26 protein-coding genes are annotated in these 22,069 nt (G+C 69.1%); 13 read left to right on the top strand and 13 right to left on the bottom strand.

All coding sequences use genetic code 11. The features are described from left to right. The first annotated feature begins 75 nt into the window (after window positions 1-75). On the top strand, window positions 76-684 hold the full coding sequence (locus tag BLV63_RS03935) for a HutD/Ves family protein (RefSeq protein ID WP_066216267.1): 609 nt from the start codon (window positions 76-78) through the stop codon (window positions 682-684). Between the two features lie 53 nt (window positions 685-737). Continuing rightward, on the top strand, window positions 738-1,388 hold the full coding sequence (locus BLV63_RS03930) for an MBL fold metallo-hydrolase (protein WP_066216265.1): 651 nt from the start codon (window positions 738-740) through the stop codon (window positions 1,386-1,388). Between the two features lie 105 nt (window positions 1,389-1,493). Here BLV63_RS03930 and BLV63_RS03925 read toward each other — a convergent pair whose 3' ends face one another. Next, window positions 1,494-3,131: a DEAD/DEAH box helicase gene (locus tag BLV63_RS03925; protein WP_066216263.1), complete on the bottom strand. Its 1,638-nt coding sequence runs from the start codon at window positions 3,129-3,131 to the stop codon at window positions 1,494-1,496. Window positions 3,132-3,189: 58 nt separating this feature from the next. Then, complete coding sequence (locus BLV63_RS03920; protein ID WP_066216261.1) at window positions 3,190-4,563, bottom strand: MFS transporter; 1,374 nt, start codon at window positions 4,561-4,563, stop codon at window positions 3,190-3,192. Window positions 4,564-4,894: 331 nt separating this feature from the next. Between BLV63_RS03920 and BLV63_RS03915 the strand changes: the two genes are divergently transcribed. Beyond that, on the top strand, window positions 4,895-5,290 hold the full coding sequence (locus BLV63_RS03915) for a VOC family protein (RefSeq protein WP_066216260.1): 396 nt from the start codon (window positions 4,895-4,897) through the stop codon (window positions 5,288-5,290). 13 nt (window positions 5,291-5,303) lie between these two features. Here BLV63_RS03915 and BLV63_RS03910 read toward each other — a convergent pair whose 3' ends face one another. Further along, on the bottom strand, window positions 5,304-6,818 hold the full coding sequence (locus tag BLV63_RS03910; RefSeq protein ID WP_082724273.1) for an MFS transporter: 1,515 nt from the start codon (window positions 6,816-6,818) through the stop codon (window positions 5,304-5,306). Between BLV63_RS03910 and soxR the strand changes: the two genes are divergently transcribed. Continuing rightward, window positions 6,817-7,332 carry a redox-sensitive transcriptional activator SoxR gene (gene soxR, locus BLV63_RS03905; RefSeq protein WP_066216259.1) on the top strand — a complete coding sequence of 172 codons (516 nt, stop codon included), beginning with the start codon at window positions 6,817-6,819 and terminating at the stop codon, window positions 7,330-7,332. The two genes, BLV63_RS03910 and soxR, sit on opposite strands and share 2 nt — an antisense overlap. Before the next feature lie 123 nt (window positions 7,333-7,455). Further along, window positions 7,456-8,142, top strand: coding sequence for a hypothetical protein (locus tag BLV63_RS03900; RefSeq protein ID WP_066216258.1), 687 nt, complete (start codon window positions 7,456-7,458; stop codon window positions 8,140-8,142). A 7-nt stretch (window positions 8,143-8,149) separates the two neighbouring features. Here the strand turns inward: BLV63_RS03900 and BLV63_RS03895 are convergent, their stop codons facing one another. Further along, complete coding sequence (locus tag BLV63_RS03895) at window positions 8,150-9,337, bottom strand: MFS transporter (RefSeq protein WP_254780586.1); 1,188 nt, start codon at window positions 9,335-9,337, stop codon at window positions 8,150-8,152. Window positions 9,338-9,587: 250 nt separating this feature from the next. Here BLV63_RS03895 and BLV63_RS03890 point away from each other — a divergent pair, with 250 nt between their 5' ends. Genes BLV63_RS03890 through BLV63_RS03880 form a run of 3 tightly spaced genes read left to right on the top strand, consistent with a single transcriptional unit; the run spans window position 9,588 to window position 12,150 of the window. Beyond that, entirely contained in the window at window positions 9,588-10,943 is a 1,356-nt protein-coding gene (locus BLV63_RS03890) for an MFS transporter (protein ID WP_066216254.1), read from the top strand. 20 nt (window positions 10,944-10,963) lie between these two features. Continuing rightward, window positions 10,964-11,728, top strand: a complete 765-nt coding sequence (locus BLV63_RS03885; protein ID WP_066216253.1) for an SDR family NAD(P)-dependent oxidoreductase — start codon at window positions 10,964-10,966, stop codon at window positions 11,726-11,728. Further along, complete coding sequence (locus BLV63_RS03880) at window positions 11,725-12,150, top strand: RbsD/FucU domain-containing protein (RefSeq protein WP_066216251.1); 426 nt, start codon at window positions 11,725-11,727, stop codon at window positions 12,148-12,150. Before BLV63_RS03885 ends, BLV63_RS03880 begins: the two co-directional genes overlap by 4 nt. Window positions 12,151-12,295: 145 nt before the next feature. Here the strand turns inward: BLV63_RS03880 and BLV63_RS03875 are convergent, their stop codons facing one another. Further along, entirely contained in the window at window positions 12,296-13,048 is a 753-nt protein-coding gene (locus BLV63_RS03875; protein ID WP_066216250.1) for an IclR family transcriptional regulator, read from the bottom strand. Window positions 13,049-13,164: 116 nt separating this feature from the next. On the opposite strand from BLV63_RS03875, the gene trmB reads away from it, so the two are divergent. From trmB to BLV63_RS03855, 5 genes are all read left to right on the top strand, one after another. After that, the gene (gene trmB / locus BLV63_RS03870) at window positions 13,165-14,115 is read left to right on the top strand and encodes a tRNA (guanosine(46)-N7)-methyltransferase TrmB (RefSeq protein WP_066216439.1); all 951 of its coding nucleotides are present in this window, start codon (window positions 13,165-13,167) and stop codon (window positions 14,113-14,115) included. Next, complete coding sequence (locus tag BLV63_RS03865) at window positions 14,112-14,765, top strand: DNA-3-methyladenine glycosylase I (RefSeq protein WP_066216249.1); 654 nt, start codon at window positions 14,112-14,114, stop codon at window positions 14,763-14,765. Before trmB ends, BLV63_RS03865 begins: the two co-directional genes overlap by 4 nt. 34 nt (window positions 14,766-14,799) lie before the next feature. Next, window positions 14,800-15,144, top strand: a complete 345-nt coding sequence (locus BLV63_RS03860; protein WP_066216248.1) for a VOC family protein — start codon at window positions 14,800-14,802, stop codon at window positions 15,142-15,144. A 434-nt stretch (window positions 15,145-15,578) separates the two neighbouring features. Continuing rightward, complete coding sequence (locus tag BLV63_RS18280) at window positions 15,579-16,661, top strand: hypothetical protein (RefSeq protein WP_139244639.1); 1,083 nt, start codon at window positions 15,579-15,581, stop codon at window positions 16,659-16,661. Beyond that, window positions 16,658-17,935: an MFS transporter gene (locus BLV63_RS03855; RefSeq protein WP_066216246.1), complete on the top strand. Its 1,278-nt coding sequence runs from the start codon at window positions 16,658-16,660 to the stop codon at window positions 17,933-17,935. The genes BLV63_RS18280 and BLV63_RS03855 overlap by 4 nt, the downstream gene beginning before the upstream one ends. On the opposite strand, the gene BLV63_RS03850 is transcribed toward BLV63_RS03855, so the two are convergent. From BLV63_RS03850 to BLV63_RS03820, 8 genes are all read right to left on the bottom strand, one after another. Then, window positions 17,895-18,824, bottom strand: coding sequence for a diacylglycerol/lipid kinase family protein (locus BLV63_RS03850; RefSeq protein WP_066216244.1), 930 nt, complete (start codon window positions 18,822-18,824; stop codon window positions 17,895-17,897). The two genes, BLV63_RS03855 and BLV63_RS03850, sit on opposite strands and share 41 nt — an antisense overlap. 270 nt (window positions 18,825-19,094) lie before the next feature. After that, window positions 19,095-19,280, bottom strand: coding sequence for a hypothetical protein (locus tag BLV63_RS03845; RefSeq protein WP_066216242.1), 186 nt, complete (start codon window positions 19,278-19,280; stop codon window positions 19,095-19,097). 96 nt (window positions 19,281-19,376) lie between these two features. Continuing rightward, complete coding sequence (locus tag BLV63_RS03840; RefSeq protein ID WP_066216241.1) at window positions 19,377-19,637, bottom strand: GlsB/YeaQ/YmgE family stress response membrane protein; 261 nt, start codon at window positions 19,635-19,637, stop codon at window positions 19,377-19,379. Between the two features lie 44 nt (window positions 19,638-19,681). Then, window positions 19,682-20,293, bottom strand: a complete 612-nt coding sequence (locus BLV63_RS03835) for a hypothetical protein (protein ID WP_066216240.1) — start codon at window positions 20,291-20,293, stop codon at window positions 19,682-19,684. Next, window positions 20,293-20,844 (bottom strand): DUF6286 domain-containing protein, encoded by a 552-nt coding sequence (locus tag BLV63_RS03830; protein ID WP_066216239.1) that lies wholly within the window; start codon window positions 20,842-20,844, stop codon window positions 20,293-20,295. The genes BLV63_RS03835 and BLV63_RS03830 overlap by 1 nt, the downstream gene beginning before the upstream one ends. Next, entirely contained in the window at window positions 20,841-21,233 is a 393-nt protein-coding gene (locus BLV63_RS03825) for an Asp23/Gls24 family envelope stress response protein (protein WP_066216238.1), read from the bottom strand. The genes BLV63_RS03830 and BLV63_RS03825 overlap by 4 nt, the downstream gene beginning before the upstream one ends. 4 nt (window positions 21,234-21,237) lie before the next feature. After that, entirely contained in the window at window positions 21,238-21,414 is a 177-nt protein-coding gene (locus BLV63_RS18275; RefSeq protein ID WP_107004201.1) for a DUF2273 domain-containing protein, read from the bottom strand. An 84-nt stretch (window positions 21,415-21,498) separates the two neighbouring features. After that, window positions 21,499-22,014: an Asp23/Gls24 family envelope stress response protein gene (locus BLV63_RS03820; RefSeq protein ID WP_066216236.1), complete on the bottom strand. Its 516-nt coding sequence runs from the start codon at window positions 22,012-22,014 to the stop codon at window positions 21,499-21,501. Between the last annotated feature and the right edge of the window lie 55 nt (window positions 22,015-22,069).

Raw genomic sequence — 22,069 nt, 5'->3', positions numbered from 1 at the left:
CTTCCCGAGGTTCCGATGACGCGGCCTCCCCGGGGTCCGGGCGGCGTATTAGGCTGGTCGGGACGAGAGGAACCCATGGAGATCATCCGCTTTTCCAGCATCCGGCCCGAGCCCTGGCGCAACGGCGGCGGTGTCACGCGGGAGATCGCCCGGCATCCCCGCGAGGCCTCCCCGGACGGCGCCTGGGACTGGCGCGTCAGCATCGCCGAGGTGGGCAAGGCCGGCGACTTCTCCGCGTTCCCGGGCATGGAGCGGGTCATCTCGGTGATCGACGGCGAGCTGCTCGTGCTGACGGTCGACGGCGAGGAGCACGCCATGGAGCGGTACCGTCCGTTCCGCTTCTCCGGCGACGCCGCAACCTCCTCCGCACTCCCGACCGGGGACATCCGGGACCTGAACGTGATCGCCCGCCGCGGCGCCTTCAAGGGGTATCTGTCCATCCTCGAGCTGTCCAAGAAGCGCGCGCATCCGGTCTTCGAGGGCCAGCTCGCGATCCTGCTCGAGGGCAAGGCGTCGGTGGCCGACGGTGCCGGCGACAGCGCCGGCGAGGGCTCCGGCGGTGAGCCGGTGGAGCTGGGCCGGTACGACGCCGTCGTCGGCTCTGACGAGGCGAGCCCCGAACTGCTCGGCCGGGGTTTCGTGGCGATCGTGTCGCTCGACCCCGCGGGTCCCGCGGAGTCCTGACCAGGCCCGACCCGGACCTGACCGGCATCGCGCCCGTTCCGTAGAGTGGGCGCATGGACTCACTCATACATCCGCTCCAGGACGTCACCATCCGGCGCCTCTCGGTGGGCGGGATGGACAACAACGTCTACCTGCTGACCTCGCGGTCCTCCGGTGACCAGGTGCTGATCGACGCGGCCGACGATCTGCCGGCGATTCAGGCGCTCCTCGCCGACTCGGCCGCCGACACTGAAGCCACGCCCCAGCTGAAGCTCATCGCCACGACCCATCAGCACTGGGACCACGTGCGCGCGCTGCCCGGACTTGTCGAGGCCACCGGCGCCCCCACGGCCGCAGGAGCCGACGACGCCGCGGCGCTGCCCGTCCCGGTGGACGTCACGCTGGAGCACGGGGACGTGAGCGGCTTCGACGGTTTCGCTCTCACCGCGGTGCATCTGCGGGGCCACACGCCGGGCTCGATCGCCTATGTGTACCAGGACCCGGCCGGCCCTGCGCACATCTTCAGCGGGGATTCCCTCTTCCCCGGCGGCGTCGGGAACACGGACAAGGATCCGGCCCGTTTCACCTCGCTCCTGAACGACGTGACCGAGCGCCTCTTCGACGTCTACCCGGACGACACCGTGGTGCACCCGGGCCACGGCGCCCCTACGACGCTCGGCGCCGAACGCCCACACCTCGACGAATGGCGCGCCCGGGGCTGGTGAAAGCCCCTTAAACGCCCATCGACTGCTCCATACGATGTCGTTCTCCCCGGTTTTTCGAGGATTTCGACATCGTATGGAGCAGTCGATGGTTAAGGCAGGGAGGCCTCAGCGGCCGCGGCGCTCGTTCGACGCCGGGGCGGATGCGCGACGCGGGCCCTTGCGGGGCGGACGGCCGGCGCCGGACTTCTGCCCGCCGGAGCCGAAGGAACCACCCGAGGTGCCCCCGGTGTTCGAAGACCACACGGTCGCGCTGCCGCCACGCGGGGCGGCGGAACGCTGGCCGGTGCGCGGAGCGGACGACCGCTCGCCACGTGCCGGACGCTCGCCACGGGGAGCACGCTCAGCACGAGGAGCACGCTCGCCGCGAGGCGCGCCGTGTTCCGGACGGGCCTGGGCGGGACGCTCGTTGCGCGAACCGGTGGAGCCGGCAGCGGCGGAGCCGCCCTGGCCGCCACGACGGGCACGCTTGCGCTGGGCGTTCGCACCGGTGGACTTGCCGCCGCCCTGCTGCGGGGCCTTGGCGGCCACCACGGCGGCGCGGGACGCGGGATCCACGGCCTCGGCCTGCTCGCCCACGAAGTCGAGGATCTCGGCGGAGCCGGGAGCCACGGGCGTGAACGGGGCCTTGACGCCGGCGGCGCGGAGGAGCTTCTGCACCTCGGAGCGCTCCTCCGGCAGGACCAGGGTCACCACGGTGCCCTCGGCCCCGGCGCGAGCGGTGCGGCCGGAACGGTGCAGGTACGCCTTGTGCTCCGCGGGCGGATCGACGTGGATCACGAGTTCGACCTCGTCCACGTGCACACCGCGGGCGGCGACGTCGGTGGCCACGAGGACCCGGACCTCGCCGGAGGAGAACTCCGCCAGGTTGCGGTCACGGGCGTTCTGGGACAGGTTGCCGTGCAGGTCGACGGCGGGGATGCCGTTGGCGGTCAGCACCTTGGCCAGCTTCTTGGCGGCGTGCTTGGTGCGCGTGAAGAGCACGCGCTTGCCGGCGCCGGACGCCAGATCGTTGATGAGGAGCTTCTTGGCGTCCTTGTCCTTCGCCAGGAACACGTGGTGCTCCATGGTGGTGACGGCGGCCTGGGGAGCGTCCACGGAGTGTGTGACCGGCTTCTGCATGTAGCGGTTGACCAGCTTGTCCACGCCGTTGTCCAGCGTGGCGGAGAACAGCAGGCGCTGACCGCCGGCCGGCGTCGCGTCCAGGATGCGGCGCACCACGGGGAGGAAGCCGAGGTCGGCCATGTGGTCGGCCTCGTCCAGGACGCTGATGCTCACCTGGTCCAGGGACACGATGCCCTGCTTCATGAGGTCCTCGAGACGGCCGGGGCAGGCGATGACGATGTCGACGCCGGCCGCCAGCGCCTTCTCCTGACGCGTCTGGGACACGCCGCCGAAGATCACGGTGGTGCGCAGGCCCAGGGCCTCCGCGAGGGGTGCGACCGTGCGGTCGATCTGGGTGGCCAGCTCGCGCGTGGGGGCCAGCACCAGGCCGCGCGGCTTCCGGGAGCCGGACGCGCGACGGCGAGCGCCGTCGTCGTCCGCGTCACCGGCGAGGCGGGTCACCAGCGGGATGGCGAAAGCGAGCGTCTTGCCGGAGCCGGTCTGGCCACGGCCCAGGACGTCCCGGCCGGCCAGCGTGTCCGGCAGGGTCTTGACCTGGATGGGGAAGGGTTCGGTGATGTCCAGGGTGGCCAGCGCGGAAGTGATCCCGGCTGGCACGCCAAGGGAAGAAAAAGAAGTCATAGGGAAGAAAGTCCTCAGGCAGCGTGGCTCTCGCGCTGAATCGCACAGGCCAGACGTACTAGTCTACCAGTGACCGTGTGCGGGGCGCGATCAGCAGCACCGCCACCCCGCAGGCCGCCGCCACCGCGAACACCCCCGCGTAGGCGTTCCCCGTCCCGACGAGGACCGCGAAGACCAGTCCGGAGATCGCCACGCAGAGGGCGTTCCCCAGGGAGTCCGCCATCGCGAGGGCGGAGCTGTTGAAGCCCTGCTCCCCCGGCCGCGACAGCGCCAGCACCATGACGCTCAGGCGCGGGAACATGAGTCCCATGCCCGCCCCGCCGAACAGCCACACCGCGATCAGCGCCCAGGCGGGCCCCTGGACCAGGATGACCAGGAAGATCCCGACGACGACGGCGGCCACCATCGCCGAACCGATCCGCACCGCGCGGTGATGCGGCAGCCGCGTGGCGCCGAGCCGGCCCTGGATCCCCGAACTGATGCCCCAGGAGACCGCGCTGCAGGTCAGGGCCAGGCCCGCGAACGACGGTTCGAAGTGGTAGATCTCGAACAGGACCTTCGGCAGATACACCTCGGTGCCGAAGAAGGCCGCCGAGCCGATGGCGCGGGTCAGGACGACGCTCGGGAGTCCCCGCTGCGCCGTGAGCGTGCCCCGCGGGATGAGCGGGCGGATGGCCAGGATGCAGACCGCGGCCATGGCGAGGGCGAGCACCCAGCCGACGAGCGGCACCTCGCTGCTGAGGTTCAGTCCCATGACACTCGCGGCGGCCAGCACGGCCCAGAGCAGACGGCCCCAGGGATACGGGCCGGCGCGGTTCGGCTCGGCGTGCTGCTGGTCCCGGCTGATCCTCCGGAGTGCCGGCACGAGCCCGAGCAGGGCCGGGACCACCAGGATCAGCGCGCCCAGGAAGACCCAGTGCCAGCTCGCCACCTGGGCCACCAGGCCGCCGATGTACGGGCCGAGGATCGACGGCAGCACCCAGGCCGCGGCGAAGGCGGCGAACATGCGGGCGTGCAGATCGGCGGGATAGGCCTTGCCGACCAGGACGGTCAGGGCGACGCCGTTGGCCCCTCCCGCGAACCCCTGGACGATCCGGCCCAGCACCAGCAGTTCCATGGTCGGCGCCGTGCCCGCGATCACGAGGCCGACCGTGAAGAGCGCCACCGAGGCGTAGATGGCGCCGACCGGTCCGCGGCGGTCGGACCAGCTGCCCGCCAGGACCATGCCGATCACGCTGGCGGCCATCGGACCGGCGAAGGCGAGGGCGTAGAGCTGCTGTCCGCCGAGTTCCTGGGCCGCCACGGGCATGACCGTGGTGACGGCCATCGACTCGAACGCGTTGAACACCACGAGGGCGAGCAGACCCAGGCTGGTCAGGGTGTACGGAGGGCTGAAAACACCGTGGTGGGAGGAGGGGGCGGCAGATGGCACAGCACCTATTTGAGCGCCTGCCCGAGCCCCGTGCCAATGTCCCGGGAACGCCGTCCAGTCAACCGAACACGAGTGCACAGCGGGGGTGGTTTTCTCCGGCGCCGAAGCGGCTTCCCGGTGGGTGCCGGCCCGCCTTCCCCGGCCTTCCGGGCCTTCCCCGGCGCTGTGGCGGCGGGGACCGCCCACACGGGCGGGGAGACACACGGCGGCAGCGGATGAACGACGTCGGCGGCTCCGGTGGGCCCGCGCCGGGACCGCCGCGGGTTCCGCATCGCCGCGGTCGCGCCTAGGCTGAGAGCACATCACCGCATTTCAGACAGGAGAACTCCCCATGGCCTGCCGCATCAGTGAACTCGTCTTCGGCTGCCGCGAGCCCGAGGTCCTCGCCGACTTCTGGTGCAAGGTCCTGGACTTCGTGGTCCTGGGCCGGGAAGACGACGGTTCGGTGGAGATCGGCGCACGGGACGGCTTCGGCGGCTCGCAGCCCACCCTGTTCTTCAGTTACCGGAAGCAGCCCGAACCGGGCAAGTCCCGCCTGCACATCGACCTCAACGCGACGGACCAGGAGCAGGAGGCCGAGCTCGAACGGCTCCTGGCCCTCGGCGCACGTCGCGCGGACATCGGACAGACGGGCGACGAGTCGTGGCACGTCCTCGCCGACCCGGAGGGCAACGAGTTCTGCCTGCTCAAGCCGCGCATCGCCCCGGTCCCGGTGCCGGCGGGCTGATACCTCCTAGGAATCACCCCTCCGTCCGGACGCGCCCCGCGCACGCCACGGAGAGCAGCGCCACGCACGCCGTCAGCGCGAAGACCCCCAGGAACGCCCCACCCGCTCCGAGCAGGTGGAACACCAGACCTGTCGCGGCCAGGGAGAGCGCGGCGCCCACGGAGTCCGCCACGTTCGCCGCGGACCCGTTGAACCCCTGGTTGCCCGGCCTCGAATACGACAGCACCATCACGCTCAGGCGCGGACTCATCAGCCCCATGCCGCCGCCCGCCAGGATCCAGCCCCCGATGATGACCGCCGGGGGCAGGCCGCCGAACGTGGCCGTGAGCACGATCAGGATCGACAGCGCCAGCGACGCCGCACCCAGCCGCACCGCGCCCACGTTCGAGAGCCCCGTGGACAGCCGCCCCTGGATCGCCGAGCCGACGGACCACGCCACCGCGGAGAGCGTCAGGGCCAGGCCCGCGGTGGCGGGGGCGAAGTGATGATGGTCCATCAGAAGGTACGGGACGTAGACCTCGGCCCCGAAGAACGCCGCGGCGATCAGGAACTTGACCAGGATCACCGACGGCAGGCCGCGCCGTCCGAGCAGCACACCGGCCGGCAGAAGCCTCCGCACCGCGAGCAGCGCGACGGCCGCCGCGAGCACCGCCACCGGCACCGCCCACGGGCCGGTCTCCACCGACAGGTTCAGCCCCAGCACGGCCACGCCCACCACGGCGGCCACCGCGAGGCGCCGGCCGGTGGACAGGCGGGAGCCTGGCTCGGCGCCGCCCGCCGAGGTTCCGTCCGGCACTTCCCCGCCGACGACGCCGTCCCCCGCCCCCTCCGGCGACCCGTCCGCGGGCGCCGGGCCGGCGTCGTCGTGCGCGGGCTGGGCGGCCAGTCGCCGCAGTGCGGGCAGCAGCAGAAGCAACGCCGGCACCACGAGGACCACCACGCCGAGGAAGACCCAGTGCCAGCTGATGTACTGCGCCACGAGTCCCGCGCCGAACGGCCCCACCATGGACGGCACCACCCATGCGGCCGAGAACGCGGCGAAGATCTTGGGGTGCAGCGCGGCGGGGTAGGCGCGGGCGACGAGCACGTAGAGCACGACGTTGATCGCGCCCCCGCCGAGGCCCTGGATGAGCCGGCCCACAAGGAAGACCGGCATGGACCCCGCCAGGCCCGCGACCAGGAGTCCCAGCGCGAAGACCGCCGTCGACGCGAAGAGCGGGAGGGCCGGGCCTCGGCGGTCGGTCCAGGCGCCGGCCAGGACCATGCCGATCACGCCGCTGGCGAGCGGTCCCGCGAAGGCGAGGGCGTAGAGGGCGCTGCCGTCGAGATCGCGGGCGACGAGCGGCATGACGGTGGTGACGGCCATGGCTTCGAACGCCGCGAGGAACACGAGGGCGCAGGTTCCGAGGGTCGTGAGGAGGTGGGCGGGAGAGAGCACGCCCGGGGTCCAGGTCGGAGCCGTCTCCGGTCGCGCGCCGGGCGGCAGCTGGTCCTCCCGGGTGGCGGAGGAGGTGCGAGGGGATTCCATGGTCCCGACGCTACGACCTCAACTATGGTTGAGGTCAAAGCCCAGAGCGAGGAGGATCAGCGTGCCCCAGATCCACGGTGGAAAACAGCACGAACTGAGCATCGGGGAGTTGTCCGCCCGCAGCGGCGTCCCGGTCTCCGCGCTGCACTTCTACGAGCGGCAAGGCCTGCTGCGCGCCGAGCGGAACAGCCTCAACCAGCGCCGGTACGCCCGGGACGCGCTCCGACGGGTGGCGTTCATCCGGACGGCGCAGCGCGTGGGGATGGCTCTCAAGGACATCGGCGCGGCACTGGATTCGCTCCCGGAGCAGCGCACGCCCACCAAGCGCGACTGGACCCGCCTCTCGCGGCTGTGGCGCGAAGAGCTCGACGCCCGGATCGCCGCCCTCACGCACCTCCGGGACGACTTGGACTCGTGCATCGGCTGCGGCTGTCTCAGCCTGAAACGCTGCACCCTCCAGAACCCCGACGACGAACTGGGCCGCACCGGCAGCGGCCCGGTCCTCTGGAAGTAACCCCCTCCCCCGCCTTCCATCGACTGCTCCATACGATGCTCCCAACCCGGCGTGTCGCGGGGAGAACGACATCCTGTGGAGCAGTCGATCAGAGGGCAGCCCGCAGTCACTAGGATCGGAGCCATGATCCCCGCGTCTCCCGCCCCGTCGGCGTCCGCCACCGGCGCCTCCCCGGTCCGGCAGATCCTGTGGGTGATGCTGACGGTGGTCGTCGGGGTGCCGGCGTTCATCGGGTCGTGGATCGGGCTCCTGTTCCTCGGCGAGCACCTCGACTGGGGCCTGAGCGCCAACCAGGTGTTCGCGTGGGAGCTCGCCGCCGTCGTCGCGGTCCTGCTGTGGCCGCTCGCGATCCGCGGCTCCCTGCGTCAGTTCTGGCACCAGCGCGGTCGGCGCCCCGATCAGGTGACCGCCTGGGGATCCGAACCCACGACGCCGGTGCCCAGAGTTCCACTCAGCGTCGCGCAGCGCTTCGCCCGGGTGGCGGTGGTGCTGCTCGGAGGGGCGGGAATCCTCGCGATCTGCGGGCCGCAGGAGGTCTCGTTGCTGGTGCTGCGGGCGCTGGGCGTCGTGAGCATCGGGCCGGCGTCGCTGTGGGGCGCGCTTCAGCTCGTCACGTTCCTGCTGCTGATGGCGCTGTTCCTCCCCGTCCTCGCGCTCACGGAACGCTCACTGCGGAAGCACCCGCACGGCAGCGAGGAGCGCTTCCGCCTGGAGGTTCAGCAGCTCTGGTACCTGGCGGCCGTCACGGCGTGGGTCATCTGCGTGGCGATGGGCCTGATGTTCGCCTGGCTCGTGGTCGCCTACCTCTGATCCGGCGCTACTCCACCAGCCGCCGTCGCCCGGCCAGGTAGCCGAAGACCGCGCCCAGCACCGAGATGCCCAGGAACACCCAGCCGGCCAGGGTGAACGCGCCCGTCGCCTGGTGCACCTGCGCCACCATGAGCGTCCCGACGGAACCCACGCCGTAGCCGACGCCCTGCATCATGCCCGACAGCCGGGCCGCGGTGTGCTGGTCCTCGGTGCGCAGCATGATCAGGGTGAGCGCCACGGCCGTGAGGGCGCCCTGGCCCAGGCCCAGCAGGGAGATCCACGCCCAGATGCCCTCGATCGGACCGAGGATGCTGAGGGCGAACCCCGCCCCGGTCATGAGCGCCAGCACCACGTTGATCCCGCGCTGATCCCAGAAGCGGGCCGCGAGCGCAGGCGCCACCAGGGAGCCGAGCATTTGCAGCAGGATCGACACGGACACCATGATCCCGGCGGTGCTCCCGTCGATCCCGCGGTCGCGCAGCACCGGCGCCAGCCACGCGAAGACGCTGAAAGAGCTCATCGCCTGGAGCGCCATGAACGCCGTGACCTGCCACGCGACCGGCGAGCGCCACACATTCGCGCCGTCGTGGTCGACGGCCTCGCGGTGGTGCGGCACCTTGAGCGCGAGCGGGGCGAACAGGAGCGCGACGACGGCGGCCGGCACCGCCCAGGCGAGCAGCGCCGTCGTCCACTGGCCGGTGAGTTCGAAGAGCGGGTACGTGAATCCCGCGCCGAGGGCCGCCGACGCGCAGATGGCGGTGGTGTAGAGGCCGCCCATGAGGCCGAGCCGGTGCTGGAAGTCGCGTTTCACGACGGTCGGCAGGATGACGTTGCACAGGGAGATGGCCGCGCCGCACAGGGCCGTTCCAAGGAGGAGCATCGGCAGGTGGCCGAGGGTCCCGAGGTCGGCTGGACGGACCAGGAGGCCCCCGGTGAGGACCACCATCGCCCCGAGCAGCACGCGTTCGGCCCCGAATCGCCGCGCCAGGACCGGGGCCAGCGGGGCGAAGACCCCGAGCAGGGTGGCGGGAACCGTGGTGAGGGCTGTGACGGCCCATTCCGGGATGGCTCCGGCGGCGCGGATCTCGACGAGGACCGCCGCGAAACTCGAGAACACGGTGCGCAGATTCAGACCGATCAGCACCAGACAGACCCCCAGGAATGCGAGACGGGTACGGCTGGGGGCTGGGGTCATGGTCTGCGTGTGCACGGTATCCATTGTGGTCCTCCCTGCCGAAACAGTGAGTTTCCGCCGAAACAGCGTGTTTACTACACGGTTTCGGCGGAAACTCACTGTTTCGCGGGCCCGGCGAACAGACCCGGCGAGCGCGAGCCGGAATCACCTCCTCCAAAAACCTCTTGTGCACATCTTGCACACGTAGTGCAGATATCGCTACTGTGATGTAGGCCTCATCAGAGACCGCGCAATGAAGCGAGGAGTCATCATGAACATCCCAGTGCCGGAGAACGCTTCCGCCACCCGTCGGCCGGATCCTGGATCCCTGCCGGAAAGGACCCTGAGGAAGGTCCGGTGGCGCATCGTCCCGCTGATCGTCCTCCTGTATCTGATCGCCTTCCTGGACCGGAACAACGTCGGATTCGCCAAAGGACCACTCACCCACGACCTCGGCATCAACGACGCCGCCTACGGCCTGGGAGCAGGAATCTTCTTCATCGGCTACGTCCTGATGGAGATCCCCAGCAACGCGGGCATGTACCGTTTCGGGGCCCGGCGCTGGATCGCCAGGATCCTGATCAGCTGGGGCATCCTGGCGACCGCCATGGCCTTCGTCTGGAACGAACCGTCCTTCTACACGGCACGGTTCCTGCTCGGCGCCGCGGAGGCCGGGTTCTTCCCCGCCGTGCTGTTCTACTTCACCCTCTGGTTCCCCACGGCTCAGCGAGCGGCCGTCCTGGGCCTGTTCATCCTGGCTCAGCCCGTGGCCAACGCGCTCGGTGCCCCGCTGTCCGCCTCGCTCCTGAACCTGGACGGGTTCCTCGGGCTCACCGGCTGGCAGTGGATGTTCATCATCGAAGGCGTCCCGGCCGTGGTGCTGGGTGTCTTCGTGCCGCGGCTCCTGACCGACCGCCCGTCCGAGGCCCGCTGGCTGGCCCCGGACGAGAAGGCCTGGCTCACCTCCACCATGGAAGCCGAGTACGCGGCCAAGGCCCTCCCGGGCAAGCACTCGTTCCTTCAGGGACTCCGCGAACCGCGGGCCTGGGCATACGGCCTACTCAACTTCGGCATGGTCTGCGGCATCTACGGTCTCGGCCTGTGGCTGCCGACCATCGTCAAGGGCCTGGGCGTCAAGGACAACACCACGCTCGGCCTCCTGGTCATGATCCCGTACGCCGTCGCCATCCCCTTCGTGTACTGGTGGGCGAAGCGCGCGGACCGCACCGGACGGCGGGCCCTGCACGCGTCGCTCAGCATGGTGCTCGCAGCCGTCGGCCTGCTCGGCGCGGCGTATCTCCTGCCCGTGAACGCGGCCTGGGCCATGGCCGCGCTGTCCGTGGCCGCCGTCGGGATCTTCTCGGCCGGCGCGCCCTTCCTGTCCATCCCGTCCGCGGCGTTCGCCGGCGCGACGGCGGCCGCGGCCCTGGGCCTCATGAACTCCCTGGGCAACGTCGGCGGCTTCGTCGCCCCGTACCTGGTGGGCCTCATCAAGCAGGCCACCGGGAGCGATCAGCTCGCCCTCACCTTCCTGGCCGGTTGCCTCACCCTGACCGCCGTGCTCGTGTACGCCTACGCGAACCGGCGGCCGGAGGGCAACTCCCGCATCCCGCAGACCACCCCGTGAAACACCATCTGGAGGAAACCATGACCACGCAGCACCTCGCCGGCGCCACCGCCCTCGTCACCGGAGGAAGCATCGGGATCGGACGCGGGATCGCCCTGTCCCTGGCCCGCGCCGGAGCCCGGGTGGCCCTCACCTATCGCAGCCACGCCCCGGAGGACTCGCTCCTGGACGAACTCCGGGCGCTGTCCGGAGCGGAACCCCTGGCTCTCCAGGTCGACGCCACGGATGAAGCCCAGGTGAAGAACCTGGCGGACGCCGTCAGCCGGGAGTTCGGCCGGCTGGACGTCCTGGTCAACAACGCCGGCGGCCTGGTGCAGCGCGCCACGCTCCGCGAACTGGATCTGGACCTGTGGCACCGCATCCTCAGCGTCAACCTGGACACCACGTTCCTGATCACCCACCACCTGAAGCCCCTGCTGCCCCAGGGCCGCGGCCGCATCATCAACATCGCTTCCCTGGCCGGGCACAACGGCGGGCATCCCGGCGCCCTCGCCTACGCGACGTCCAAAGCCGCGATCTTCGGCTTCACCCGCTCGCTCGCCCGGGAGGTCGCGCCCGAAGGCATCACGGTGAACGCCCTGGCACCCGGCTTCATCGAGGCCACACCGTTCCATGACACCTTCACGACGGCGGACTCGAAGAACGCGACCATCGCCACCATCCCTGCGGGCCGGGCGGGCGTCCCCGACGACGTGGCGGACGCCGTGCTCTGGCTCGCCGGGGAGGGATCCGCTTTCGTCACGGGAACGGTGATCGACATCAACGGGGGTCAGTACGTCCGATGATCCGCGGACCTCTCAAACACCCCGTCGTCCTGGCGGCCCTGGCGGGCGCGGGCCACAAGTCGACCGTGCTGATCGCGGACCTCAACTACGCGGCCTCCACCGCCGTGGCCGCCGGAACCCCGACGGTCCACCTGGCCCTGACCGCGGGGACCCCCACGGTGCCGGAGGTGCTGGACGTGGTCCGGGGCGTGATCCCGGTCGAGCACGCCACGCAGATCCGCCCCTCCGAGGACGCGCTGCCGAGCCCCGTGCAGGACGAGGTGCGGACCCTGCTCGGCGTCCCTCCGGAGCTCGTGAGCCGCGAGGACTTCTACCGGCTCGCCCGCTCCGAGGACCTGGCCCTGGCGATCATCACGGGTGACACCCGCCGCTTCGGCAACGTCCTGCTCCGGATCGGCGCGCTCACCGAGCCACCCTACTGACCGGGCCGCGCGAACACGCCGAGTGACGACGACGGCGGCGCTCCGCACGGCGGCGCCCCCACCACCGTGCGGGGCGTCGCCGTCGTCGTCACCCGGCCGCCTCATCGCTCAGTCACCCTGTCGCGGAGTCAGCGAGGACGCCCGCTCAGGACGCCGTCGGGCTCCAGCCGAGCGACTCGGACACGGCGCGGGCGGTCTCCAGCAGATCCGGGAGCAGTTCCCGCAACCGGGTCAGGTCCATCTGGGACTTGATGGCGGTGATCGAGATGGCGCCGGCCGCGGTCCCCGCGTGGTTCCAGACCGGGGCGGCGATGCAGTTGGAGATCTCCTCGTACTCGCCGTCGTCGTAGGCCCAGCCGGTGTCCCGCACCTCGTCCAGGCGGCGCAGGAATTCCTCACGCGAGGTGATCGAGGAGGAGGTGAAGGGCCGGAAGGTGATCCCGTCCACGATCCGGTCCCTCTGTTCCGGGTCCATGAAGGCCAGCAGCGCCTTGCTCACCCCGGCGGTCTGCACCACCACCTGCCCGCCGATGCGGGTGTCGAGGTGGATCGAGTCGGCCGGTTCGATCTTGTCGACGTAGACCACCGCGTCGCCGTCGGGGACGGCGAACTGCACGGTCTGCCCGACGCGTTCGCTCAGGTCCAGGATGAACGGGTGCACCATGGTGCGCAGATCGAACTGTCGGAGCGCCGAGTCGGCCAGGGCGGCCAGCCGGAAGCCCACCCCGTAAAGGCCCCGCTCGTCCCGCCGGATCAGCCCGCCACCCGCCAGGGTCTGCACGAGGCGCAGCGCCGTGGTGCGGTGCACGCCGATCATGTCCGCGATCTCCAGCAGGGTCCGGGGCCGGACGCTGCAGAACTCCAGGATGTCGATGGCTCGCTGGACCGTCTGACTCATGGGGGCCTCCCTTCAACTGTGCAATAGTTGCACACGCCGGCCCCTCGCCCAAGGCACGTCCACCCCGGATGAATCCCTGTCGGCCCTCCCCGGTACTCTGGAAGACGATGAACGGCATGGATTCCCCCGACCCCGCGAACGCCTCCGAGAGCGCCTCCGCCTCCGAGCCGCGCGCTCCGCACCGCCCCGTCACCGAAGGCAGCCAGGCCTCCTTCGGGACCTACCGGCGCAACCCCGTGAGCTTCGTGCGGCGCGGCACCCGGCTCCAGGGGCGCCGCCAGGAGGCCTGGGACGAGTATGCGGACCGCTTCGTGGTGGACGTGCCGCGCCATGTCGCCGACACCTCGGTGCACCCCGACTACCGCTTCGACGCCGAGGCCGAATTCGGCCGCAAGGCTCCGCTCGTGGTGGAGGTCGGCTCCGGCCTGGGCGAGGCCGTCACCCACGCCGCGGCGGAGCACCCCGAATGGGACTTCCTGGCCGTCGAGGTCTACACGCCGGGTCTCGCCAACACCCTCGTCAAGATCGCGCAGGCCGGCCTGACGAACGTCCGCGTCGTCCAGGCGAACGCCCCCGAGGTCCTGACCACCATGCTGCCGGCGGGCTCGGTGCATCAGGTGTGGGTGTTCTTCCCGGACCCCTGGCACAAGGCGAAGCACCACAAGCGGCGTCTGCTCCAGCCGGCGTTCGCGGAGCAGGTCGCCCAGGCGCTCGAGCCCGGCGGGCTGTGGCGGATCGCCACCGACTGGTCCAACTACGCCGTGCACGCACGGGACGTCGTGAACGCCTCACCGGACTTCGAGAATCTGCACGACGGCGAGCGCGCCGGTGAGGAGAGCCCCCTCACGCAGGTGTGGGCGAGCGGCGTGGAGACCGTGGTGGGCGGCGCACCCGTGCGGGAGGGCCGCGCTCCCGTGAGCACCGGCCACACCGGCCCGAACGAAGGCGTCGACGAGCTGGGCGGCTGGGCCCCGCGCTTCGAAGGCCGGACCCTGACGAGTTTCGAGCGCAAGGCCCTGGAGGCCGGGCGCATGGTGTTCGATCTGACATACCGGAGGAAGCCATGACCGAGACGCTCGAGCCCGCCGCGGCCCGCGAGGCCACCGCTCAGGGCGCCCCGGCGAGCGGCGCCGTGCTGTGCGAGGACGGTCTGCGCCGCCCGGCGTGGGCCGCCGTCGACGGCATGATGCGCGAGTACTACGACACCGAGTGGGGCATGCCCGTCCGTGACGAGCAGGGCCTGTTCGAGCGGATCTCGCTGGAGGGGTTCCAGGCGGGCCTGTCGTGGGCGACCATTCTGCGGAAGCGGCCGGCGTTCCGGACCGCGTTCGCGGACTTCTCCCCGGACGCGGTCGCGGCCTTCACGGACGACGACGGCGAGCGGCTCATGGCGGACGCCGGCATCGTGCGGAACCGGGCGAAGATCCTGGCCACCATCGCCAACGCGCGCGCCACCGTGGCACTCCGCGAGGAAGGCGGACTCGTGGATTTCGTCTGGTCCTTCAAGCCTGCCGAAACGCCGGCGCCGCGCACGTTCGCAGACGTCCCGACCGTCTCGGACGAGTCCAAGGCCCTGTCCAAGGCCCTGAAGAAAAAGGGCTTCAACTTCGTCGGGCCCACCACCATGTACGCGCTCATGGAAGCCATCGGCATCGTGGACACGCACCTGGTGGACAGCCACCGCCGCGGGACGTCCGGGGTGTGGCCGAGCGCCTGACGACAAGCAAAACCACCAGCAAGAGGAGCACAGCATGTCCGCAGCACTGACCCGCGTGGTGATCTCCGTCCGCGCCCTGGAACCGGCCCTGGCCTTCTACCGCGACCTCCTCGGTCTGCCGGCGGAGCTCACCCCGGGCTTCGCGATGCTGACCGCGGGCAACGGTGTCGAGGTGTTCCTCCACGAACGGGAGAGCCAGGCGAGCGACCTCTCCGTCGCCGCCACGTTCACCGTCCCGGGGCTGGACGCGCTGTGTGAAGCGTGGGCGGCGCAGGGCGGCGAGGTCGTCGACGCACCGGAGACCCGGCCGTGGGGCGACCGGATGGCCGTGGTCCGCGACGCCGACGGCCACCTGGTCTGCCTCGTCGAGGAGCGCTGAGGAGCGCCCTTCGAATTGACCCCGTCGATCTGGGCAAACCGTCCACATCTCCTGATGTCGCGCTCCGCGACGACTCGGCGCACTTTCATCGCATAGACCGAGGTAGCGGCACACCTCAGGTCCGACAGATGCGCTCTGCATCTCGTCTCACCCTGGCCACAGGATGGTGTCAGCAGACTCTGAGCACATCACATTCCGACAGCCCCAACACGTGCAACATGACTTGTATTGACGTTCACGATACAAATCGAGTCACGTACCCACGGGAAGGAGGAATGATGTCCAAGCTGTTCAAGAAGATCATGGGTGCCGGCGCCATCTGGCACCGCACTGCGTACTCGAACCAGTACGGAGGAGGCAACTGAGAACTCGTGCGGGTGAGACTGCTTTCAGGTCTCACCCGCACTACCGCTCGATGAAAACCAGGACACTTGGTGACGAATTTTGCTTTTTACCTGACTTTTTACCGCGCGCTGGCGCGCCTCGGGGTACGTCGACTTCGCATGGGAGATACGCGTGTGATTCTCACCTCGCGGGGACTTGAAGAGGTGCGCGACTGTCTTCAAACGCATTCTTCGCAGCTTCCCGCTTTCACCCGGATCGGGTCGGTCCCTTTACCTTTGGAAACTCAAAAGGAAATCCATCGCGAAATCCTACGAATACTCCGGTCGCCGAAGGCGTCGGAATGCTTCACCAGCCCAGTGGCACCCGGGCCGATAGAACTGGCTGGCTGGGGTGTGCGTGAGACTTGGCGCAGACTAAAACCACTGGTCATACCTCGGGTGCCTCATTCGGAATCCATCGAGTCATTTCTCACGGAATACATCGAGAACGTAGCGATCCGCGCTAACATACGGTCCACGGATCACCTGACAAACCGAAGCGCCCAGAACATCTGGAATCTGATGGCGAATTGCATGGCAAAGGCCGAACCACATCGCCGCACGCGACCGGAGGACCATGCGACCTTGCTGGACCTTGTCAACTCGGCCGGCACGGGCCTCAGCTGGGAGGAAAAAGCAGAGGTACTCAGCAGGCTGGTTCTTTCCCTAGTAGGCTTCACGGGCGTATCCCTCGAATGGGCACTCTTGGAACTTGCCTGCTCCAAGACAACGCACCCGCGAGAGGTCCTGCATCGTTCACTTCAGACAAACCCGTCGGCCTGGAAGATCCTGCGCGCCCATGAACGATGTCCCAGGATGAAGGAAGAACGAATCATCATCATCAGCGGAACTCAGATGATGTCCCACAGAACTGTCGGCACGGCTTTCGGCATCTGGGGCGGACGATGCCCTGCGGAATCCCCGGCGCTCGAGTACCTCGAGAAGACGATTTCGACCATACAAAGCACATTGACGGTCCACACCTCACGCAGCATGCGCTTGATCCGAGGACGGCGCCTCACCGCCATTCTCGACTCGCCCCCTCGGCACAAGCTTCGATTGGAACTCAAGGAACGAGAAGACGCCCCTGGGATTCGCCATAGCACTCTGAGCACCTGGAGGCGCACTCCATGACATTACGTCTCGCCCCTCTCTACTGGGTGTCCATGGCGTCCTCAGCGGTCGCGGCGTCGTTCATCTCGCAGAGCAACGACTTCATCCTCGTTCAGACACTCCACGCCCGTCCCTCCGATATCGGAATCGCCAACGCGATCGAGTCCTTTGGCTTCCTGGTGCTGTCGATTCCCTTAGGGCATCTGCTGGCCCGCTTCCGAGCCAGCAAGATCTCTGCATTCTGCGCTCTCATCAATGCCTCCTTGGTCGCGGTCCTCCTCTTCAGCTACCTGTCCGGCAACCTGAGCGTCAATTTAATCTGGTCGATCACCGCGATCAACGGCGTCGTAGCCGTCGCTTCGGGCATCGCCGGATCATCCCAGGTCGGACGCCTATTTGCTGATCATCAGATCGTCAAGGTCTCTGCGCGCAGAGGCGTTGTCAGCCAGACCGTTTCAGTCGTCGTTCCCCTGCTTTCCGGCTTCGCCCTGCAAGCTGGGGCCACACCTCTCCTGCTCATGGGAGCGATCATGTGTGCATTGTCAGCATCATTCGCATCACACCTGCTCAGCATCTACGAGCCGTTTCAAACCCGGTTCCCTGGAGAAGGTGCGCCGGCAGAATCGCGAGACGGCCCCCTTCGACGCATTCCGCTGATCCTCATTTCTCTCTTGCTGATCGTGTGCAATGCGTCGCTCGCGTTCGCGTCATCCGTGGAGGTCCTGTACCAACGAAATGATCTCGGCATGGACTTCGGTCTGATCGGCACCGGGGTGGCGATCGGGGCGGTGGGTGGCGTGCTGGGAGCCGTGGCTGCGGAACCGATCATGGCCAGGTTCCCTCACCACGCGATACAAATAGCGAGCGCCGCCGCGCTCGTCGTCGCAGTCTGTCTGTTCTACTCCGCTTCTCAGGTGCGCCCACCACAGGCGGTGGTCTTGGTATACGTCTTTTCGTTCACCTACGCGGCGGCCATGTCCACTTTCAATATCTCGCTTTTCTCTTATGTCTCCCTAGGGTTTCCTCCTCACCAACTCCCCCGGGTGTTCGGAGTACTTCAAACAGCGGGGATGGGATGCGTTCCGCTCGGCTCCTTACTCGGGGGACTCTCCGGCAACCTCCTTGGCAGTTCCGCCACAATCCTCATCTGGGTGGGCGGGGTAGTCCACCTTCTCCTCCTGTCCATCCTGGCGGCCCCGGCGCTCTCGGCATACGCGGCTTCCGTGGCCAATCCGAAAGCAGAGACCTCCCGCCTCAGCGGACCGTCAGGGCGCCCTCCTGGATGCTCACGGTGAACGAGGACACCTCGCCCAGGTCCTCGCCGTCGATCTCCAGAATCCGCGGCTCCGAGAGCGTCACGGTGAGGCGCCGGGCCTGCCGGTGGGACACCGACTCCGAATCGACCGTGGATTCCTCCTTGCCGATGAACTTCCGGATCCCGTTGTCCCAGAGGTAGGAGCGTGCGGTGTCGAGCCAGGTGCCGATGCCGTCCGCGCTGAGGACGGCCAGGTCGAGGAGCCCGTCGTCCGGCTCGGCGTCCGGGAAGACCACCATGCCGCCCTGGATGGTGCCGCAGTTCCCCACCAGGAGGGTGTGGGCCGAGGTCTCCCACGGGTCCTCGTCGTCGAGGGTGAGCGTGAGGTCGAGGACGTCGCTCGTGCCGATCGCACGGCCGATCGCCTCGACATAGGCGAGCCAGCCGGCACGGGACTTGAGGTCGTCGTCGGTCTCCGTGATCATGTGGGCGTCGATCCCGATGCCGGCCATGACGGCCGACGCGTGCTTCTCCGCGACGCCGTCGATCTCGGCCTCCACCCACGCCAGGTCGATCTTCCGGGGCTCCTCCCCCGCGAGCGCACGTCCGAGCGCGTCCTTCAGGCTGCCGAGCGGGACGCCGAGATTGCGGGCCAGGAGATTCCCGGTGCCCAGGGGAACGATGCCGAGCGGCACCCCGGCGTCGCTCCCGGCGAGCGTCTCGGCCACGGCACGGACGGTGCCGTCCCCGCCCGCGGCCACGACGACGTCGGCCCCGTCCTCCAGGGCTCGCCGCGCGGCGCCCTGGCCCGGATCCTCCGGGTCGGTCTCCCACCAAGAGACCTCGGTGTCCGGGAACTCGGCGAGCGCCGCTTCCAGATCCTCACGGGAGACTTTCGACGGATTCCAGACCAATCCGATGCGCTGCATCGGCCCCTCCTTCTCGTCCGGGCGGGACAGGTCCGGGCCGGGAGCGACGCCCCTCAGCCCAGACTCCTCCGCACCGCTTCACTGCGAATGATGTTGTTATTCTCAGGCATTCCCGGCGAACAACCTACGGGTGCCCGCGGCATCCGCCGGACCGACAGCTGTGGCCCGGGCATCGCCCGGGCCACAGCCTCTTCAACCGCCGCGCCGTGGGATCGCCACGGCCGCGGAGCGCTGAACCCCTGGATTCAGGGGTTCACCTGGATTCAGGGATCACGCGCCCTGCCGGCTGACCTTGGCAAGCTTCCGGCGGACCTTCTTGGTGGTGTTCCCGGTCAGAAGGCGCTCGACCTGATGACGGAGATCCTCGTAGTCCCCGTCCCGCTTCTTCGCCTTCTCCACACCGATGCGGTACGCCGCCGCGGCGACCAGTGCCAGGATCAGAATGTTCTTTCCCATGACGACCTCATTTCCTCCAGATGCTTGAACTCTCCGTGGACCGGATCAGCTCCGGCCCCGGCTCCGGGCAGACCACCGCCCGGCGCCTGTGCCGCGTCAGGAGCGGCGCTTGGTGACGAATCCCCAGATGACCAGCACGATCAGCGAACCGCCGATCGCCAGCAGCCAGGAACCCAGCGACCAGAAGCTGTTGATGCCGGTGTTGAACACGGCGGACCCGATCCAGCCGCCGAGCGCGGCGCCGATGACGCCGAGGATCAGCGTCGCGAACCAGCCGCCGCCCTGCTCACCCGGCATGATCGCCTTGGCGATGGCGCCGGCGATGAGGCCCAGAACGATCCATCCGATGAAACCCATGTGTCTACTCCTCTTTCAGGTGTTGGTGAAAAGTCCGGCCGTGGTCAGCCGGAGTGGGACGCCGCAGCGCCCGCAAGATTCAGATGCCCCGGATCCTGCTTGGCCGGAGCGGAGACGTCGAACCGCACGTGCCGTCGCGTGAAGCCCACGCCCAGCACGGTCTCCATGTCGGGGATGAGCCGCTGCTCCACCAGTTCCATCGCCTCCACGGCGTCGGCGTCCGAGCGAAGCGTGTACTTGGCGTAGAGCACGGGCTCCTTCGCACTGCCGCTGATGCGGACTCCGGCCGCGCTCACGGTCGGGTGGGACGTGGCGGCGTTCTCCGCGGCCCGGGCGATCACCCCGGTGTCGATCTGGGTCATCGCTCCTCCTGAGCGGTCGCTGTGGAAACGGAAGGTGTGGGTGGCGGGCTTCGACGGCAGCGCCGTCAGGATCACCCAGAGGGCCAGCAGCACCAGGACGGCGCCCGCGACCACCACCGCGACCCCTGCCTGATCGCCCTGCCACGGGATCAGCCCGACGGGCTTCTCCGGCACCGTCACGCCCCAGGAGGGAAGGACGGTCCGGCCGAGCAGCACCAGTGCCGCAGCGGCTCCGAGGACCAGGACCGCGAGGATCAGGAGCACCCGCTGCCGGGGTCCGTGGGTCTTCCACATCAGCCTTCTCCCTTCCTGAGGACCTGCACCTGGACCTGCGGCACACGCCGCAGCGGCAGGCTGTCGAGCACGGTCTCCGCGCGGCGCCGGACATCGTCGCGGATGGGCGCGGTGGTCCGGACCGGAGTGCGCACGACGACGCGCACACTCTTCTCACCGGACGTCACCGAGGCGGAGGAGACTCCGTCCGCGCGCTCGGCGGCGGCGCGCACAAGGGCGGAGAGCCCCGCGGCGGCCAGCACTTCCTCGCGGCCGGCGCCGGCGTCGTCGCCCTGGAGCAGCAGGGTGGCCCTGCCGCCCGGGAGGACCGCCGCCAGCAGGAACACCAGCGCGAGCACGGCCAGGACGGCGCCGATGCCCACCCAGACAGGGTCCTGCCAGCCGGCCGCGGCGAGCTGGGAGAACCAGCCGTTGACCGGGTCCGGCCAGGAGCCATTGGACAGCCGCGCGGCACCGGCCCACAGGCTGAGGCAGCCGACGGCCAGCGCGAGCAGCGCGGCGAGCAGGATCGCCACTGTGCGCGCCGGGCGCACATGCCAGAAACGCTTCACAGGAGCCTCCTTCGCTCGTTCGTGTCCTCTGCGTTCAACCAGGACACCGTGATGTCCACCTGGGTCCGGGTGACGCCCGCGTCACGCCGGAGCCTGTCGTCGACCCGCTGCCGGACGGCATCACAGGTCTTCTCGACGGGGCTTGGATAGCGCAGGCCCAGATCCAGCCGCACCACCGCGGTGCTGCCGAGGATCTCGACCTCGGCGCGTGGCCTGCGGTCGAAGTCCCGTCGCTGCGACACGCCCAGGACTCCGCCTGCGGGCGCGCCGACCCCGTCGACTTCCCGGGCCGCCTGCGCCGCGATCTTGGCCAGCACGGCGGCCGGGATGTGCGTGTTGCCCCGGCCGTCCGGCCGGGAGTCCGCTGTCGCGATCTCATGAGTGGTCATGAGCTCACCTGCGGCGTTGCTTGAGGAACCCGCTCACATCGGTGCGGTTCTGCAGCACCCATCCGACGGCGCCGCCCACCAGGGTGAAAAAGGCGACGACGATCAGCTGGGTGAACGAGCCGAACGCGATGATCAGGCCGATCACGATGCCGGCGGCCAGGCCCCAACGTGTTGCATTCATGTCTGCTCCTTGTGTGGCAGCTTGCTCTGGCGGCTTACGGGCCACCGCGCGGGGCGGCCGGGAAAGCCGCCCCGCCCGCGGTGGTCACTTCAGTTCGTCACGCCCGGAGTCGGACGAGGTGTCGTCGTCATCCTCGGGCAGGTGCACGTCGGAGACGTCCACGTTGACCTCGATGACCTCGAGGCCGGTGGCGCGCTCCACGGCGGAGATGATGTTCGCGCGGATGTCCTGGGAGACCTCCACGATGGAGAACCCGTACTCGACGACGATGGTCACGTCGATGGCGGCCTGCTGCTCGCCCTTCTCCACGTTCACGCCGCCGGCGGTGTTGGCCGACGCGCCCGGGATACGCTCCGCGATGGAGTTGAACGTCCGGCGGGCCGCGTTGCCCATGGCGTAGACGCCGGGGACCTCACGGGCTGCGATCGAGGCGATCTTCTGGACCACGCGGTCCTCGATGGTGGTCTTGCCGTGGTCGGTGTGCAGCGGGCCCGTGGGACGGGTCTCCTGCTGCTCGTGCTGCTGCGCTGCTTCGCGCTTCGCCTGGCGTTCCGCTTCCTCACCGGTGGGCTTCACGACGGGGCTGACATTCTGCGACATGGTCACTCCTTGCTTCTCAGTCTTGCTGTCGAAAACGCTGGACACAGAAGAAGAC

It is taken from the genome of Arthrobacter woluwensis (genome assembly GCF_900105345.1).
In the GTDB taxonomy this organism is placed as follows: domain Bacteria; phylum Actinomycetota; class Actinomycetes; order Actinomycetales; family Micrococcaceae; genus Arthrobacter_E; species Arthrobacter_E woluwensis.
Note: the sequence above shows the minus strand (reverse complement) of the source record. Positions and strands in the feature narration are given on the sequence as shown.

Excerpts from the sequence above, each read along its gene's own strand:
- BLV63_RS03935 (WP_066216267.1), top strand. The coding sequence starts at position 76 with ATGGAGATCATCCGCTTTTCCAGCATCCGGCCCGAGCCCTGGCGCAAC.
- BLV63_RS03930 (WP_066216265.1), top strand. The coding sequence starts at position 738 with ATGGACTCACTCATACATCCGCTCCAGGACGTCACCATCCGGCGCCTC.
- BLV63_RS03925 (WP_066216263.1), bottom strand. The coding sequence starts at position 3,131 with ATGACTTCTTTTTCTTCCCTTGGCGTGCCAGCCGGGATCACTTCCGCG.
- BLV63_RS03915 (WP_066216260.1), top strand. The coding sequence starts at position 4,895 with ATGGCCTGCCGCATCAGTGAACTCGTCTTCGGCTGCCGCGAGCCCGAG.
- soxR (WP_066216259.1), top strand. The coding sequence starts at position 6,817 with ATGGTCCCGACGCTACGACCTCAACTATGGTTGAGGTCAAAGCCCAGA.
- BLV63_RS03910 (WP_082724273.1), bottom strand. The coding sequence starts at position 6,818 with ATGGAATCCCCTCGCACCTCCTCCGCCACCCGGGAGGACCAGCTGCCG.
- BLV63_RS03900 (WP_066216258.1), top strand. The coding sequence starts at position 7,456 with ATGATCCCCGCGTCTCCCGCCCCGTCGGCGTCCGCCACCGGCGCCTCC.
- BLV63_RS03895 (WP_254780586.1), bottom strand. The coding sequence starts at position 9,337 with ATGACCCCAGCCCCCAGCCGTACCCGTCTCGCATTCCTGGGGGTCTGT.
- BLV63_RS03890 (WP_066216254.1), top strand. The coding sequence starts at position 9,588 with ATGAACATCCCAGTGCCGGAGAACGCTTCCGCCACCCGTCGGCCGGAT.
- BLV63_RS03885 (WP_066216253.1), top strand. The coding sequence starts at position 10,964 with ATGACCACGCAGCACCTCGCCGGCGCCACCGCCCTCGTCACCGGAGGA.
- BLV63_RS03880 (WP_066216251.1), top strand. The coding sequence starts at position 11,725 with ATGATCCGCGGACCTCTCAAACACCCCGTCGTCCTGGCGGCCCTGGCG.
- BLV63_RS03875 (WP_066216250.1), bottom strand. The coding sequence starts at position 13,048 with ATGAGTCAGACGGTCCAGCGAGCCATCGACATCCTGGAGTTCTGCAGC.
- trmB (WP_066216439.1), top strand. The coding sequence starts at position 13,165 with ATGGATTCCCCCGACCCCGCGAACGCCTCCGAGAGCGCCTCCGCCTCC.
- BLV63_RS03865 (WP_066216249.1), top strand. The coding sequence starts at position 14,112 with ATGACCGAGACGCTCGAGCCCGCCGCGGCCCGCGAGGCCACCGCTCAG.
- BLV63_RS03860 (WP_066216248.1), top strand. The coding sequence starts at position 14,800 with ATGTCCGCAGCACTGACCCGCGTGGTGATCTCCGTCCGCGCCCTGGAA.
- BLV63_RS03855 (WP_066216246.1), top strand. The coding sequence starts at position 16,658 with ATGACATTACGTCTCGCCCCTCTCTACTGGGTGTCCATGGCGTCCTCA.
- BLV63_RS03850 (WP_066216244.1), bottom strand. The coding sequence starts at position 18,824 with ATGCAGCGCATCGGATTGGTCTGGAATCCGTCGAAAGTCTCCCGTGAG.
- BLV63_RS03845 (WP_066216242.1), bottom strand. The coding sequence starts at position 19,280 with ATGGGAAAGAACATTCTGATCCTGGCACTGGTCGCCGCGGCGGCGTAC.
- BLV63_RS03840 (WP_066216241.1), bottom strand. The coding sequence starts at position 19,637 with ATGGGTTTCATCGGATGGATCGTTCTGGGCCTCATCGCCGGCGCCATC.
- BLV63_RS03835 (WP_066216240.1), bottom strand. The coding sequence starts at position 20,293 with ATGTGGAAGACCCACGGACCCCGGCAGCGGGTGCTCCTGATCCTCGCG.
- BLV63_RS03825 (WP_066216238.1), bottom strand. The coding sequence starts at position 21,233 with ATGACCACTCATGAGATCGCGACAGCGGACTCCCGGCCGGACGGCCGG.
- BLV63_RS18275 (WP_107004201.1), bottom strand. The coding sequence starts at position 21,414 with ATGAATGCAACACGTTGGGGCCTGGCCGCCGGCATCGTGATCGGCCTG.
- BLV63_RS03820 (WP_066216236.1), bottom strand. The coding sequence starts at position 22,014 with ATGTCGCAGAATGTCAGCCCCGTCGTGAAGCCCACCGGTGAGGAAGCG.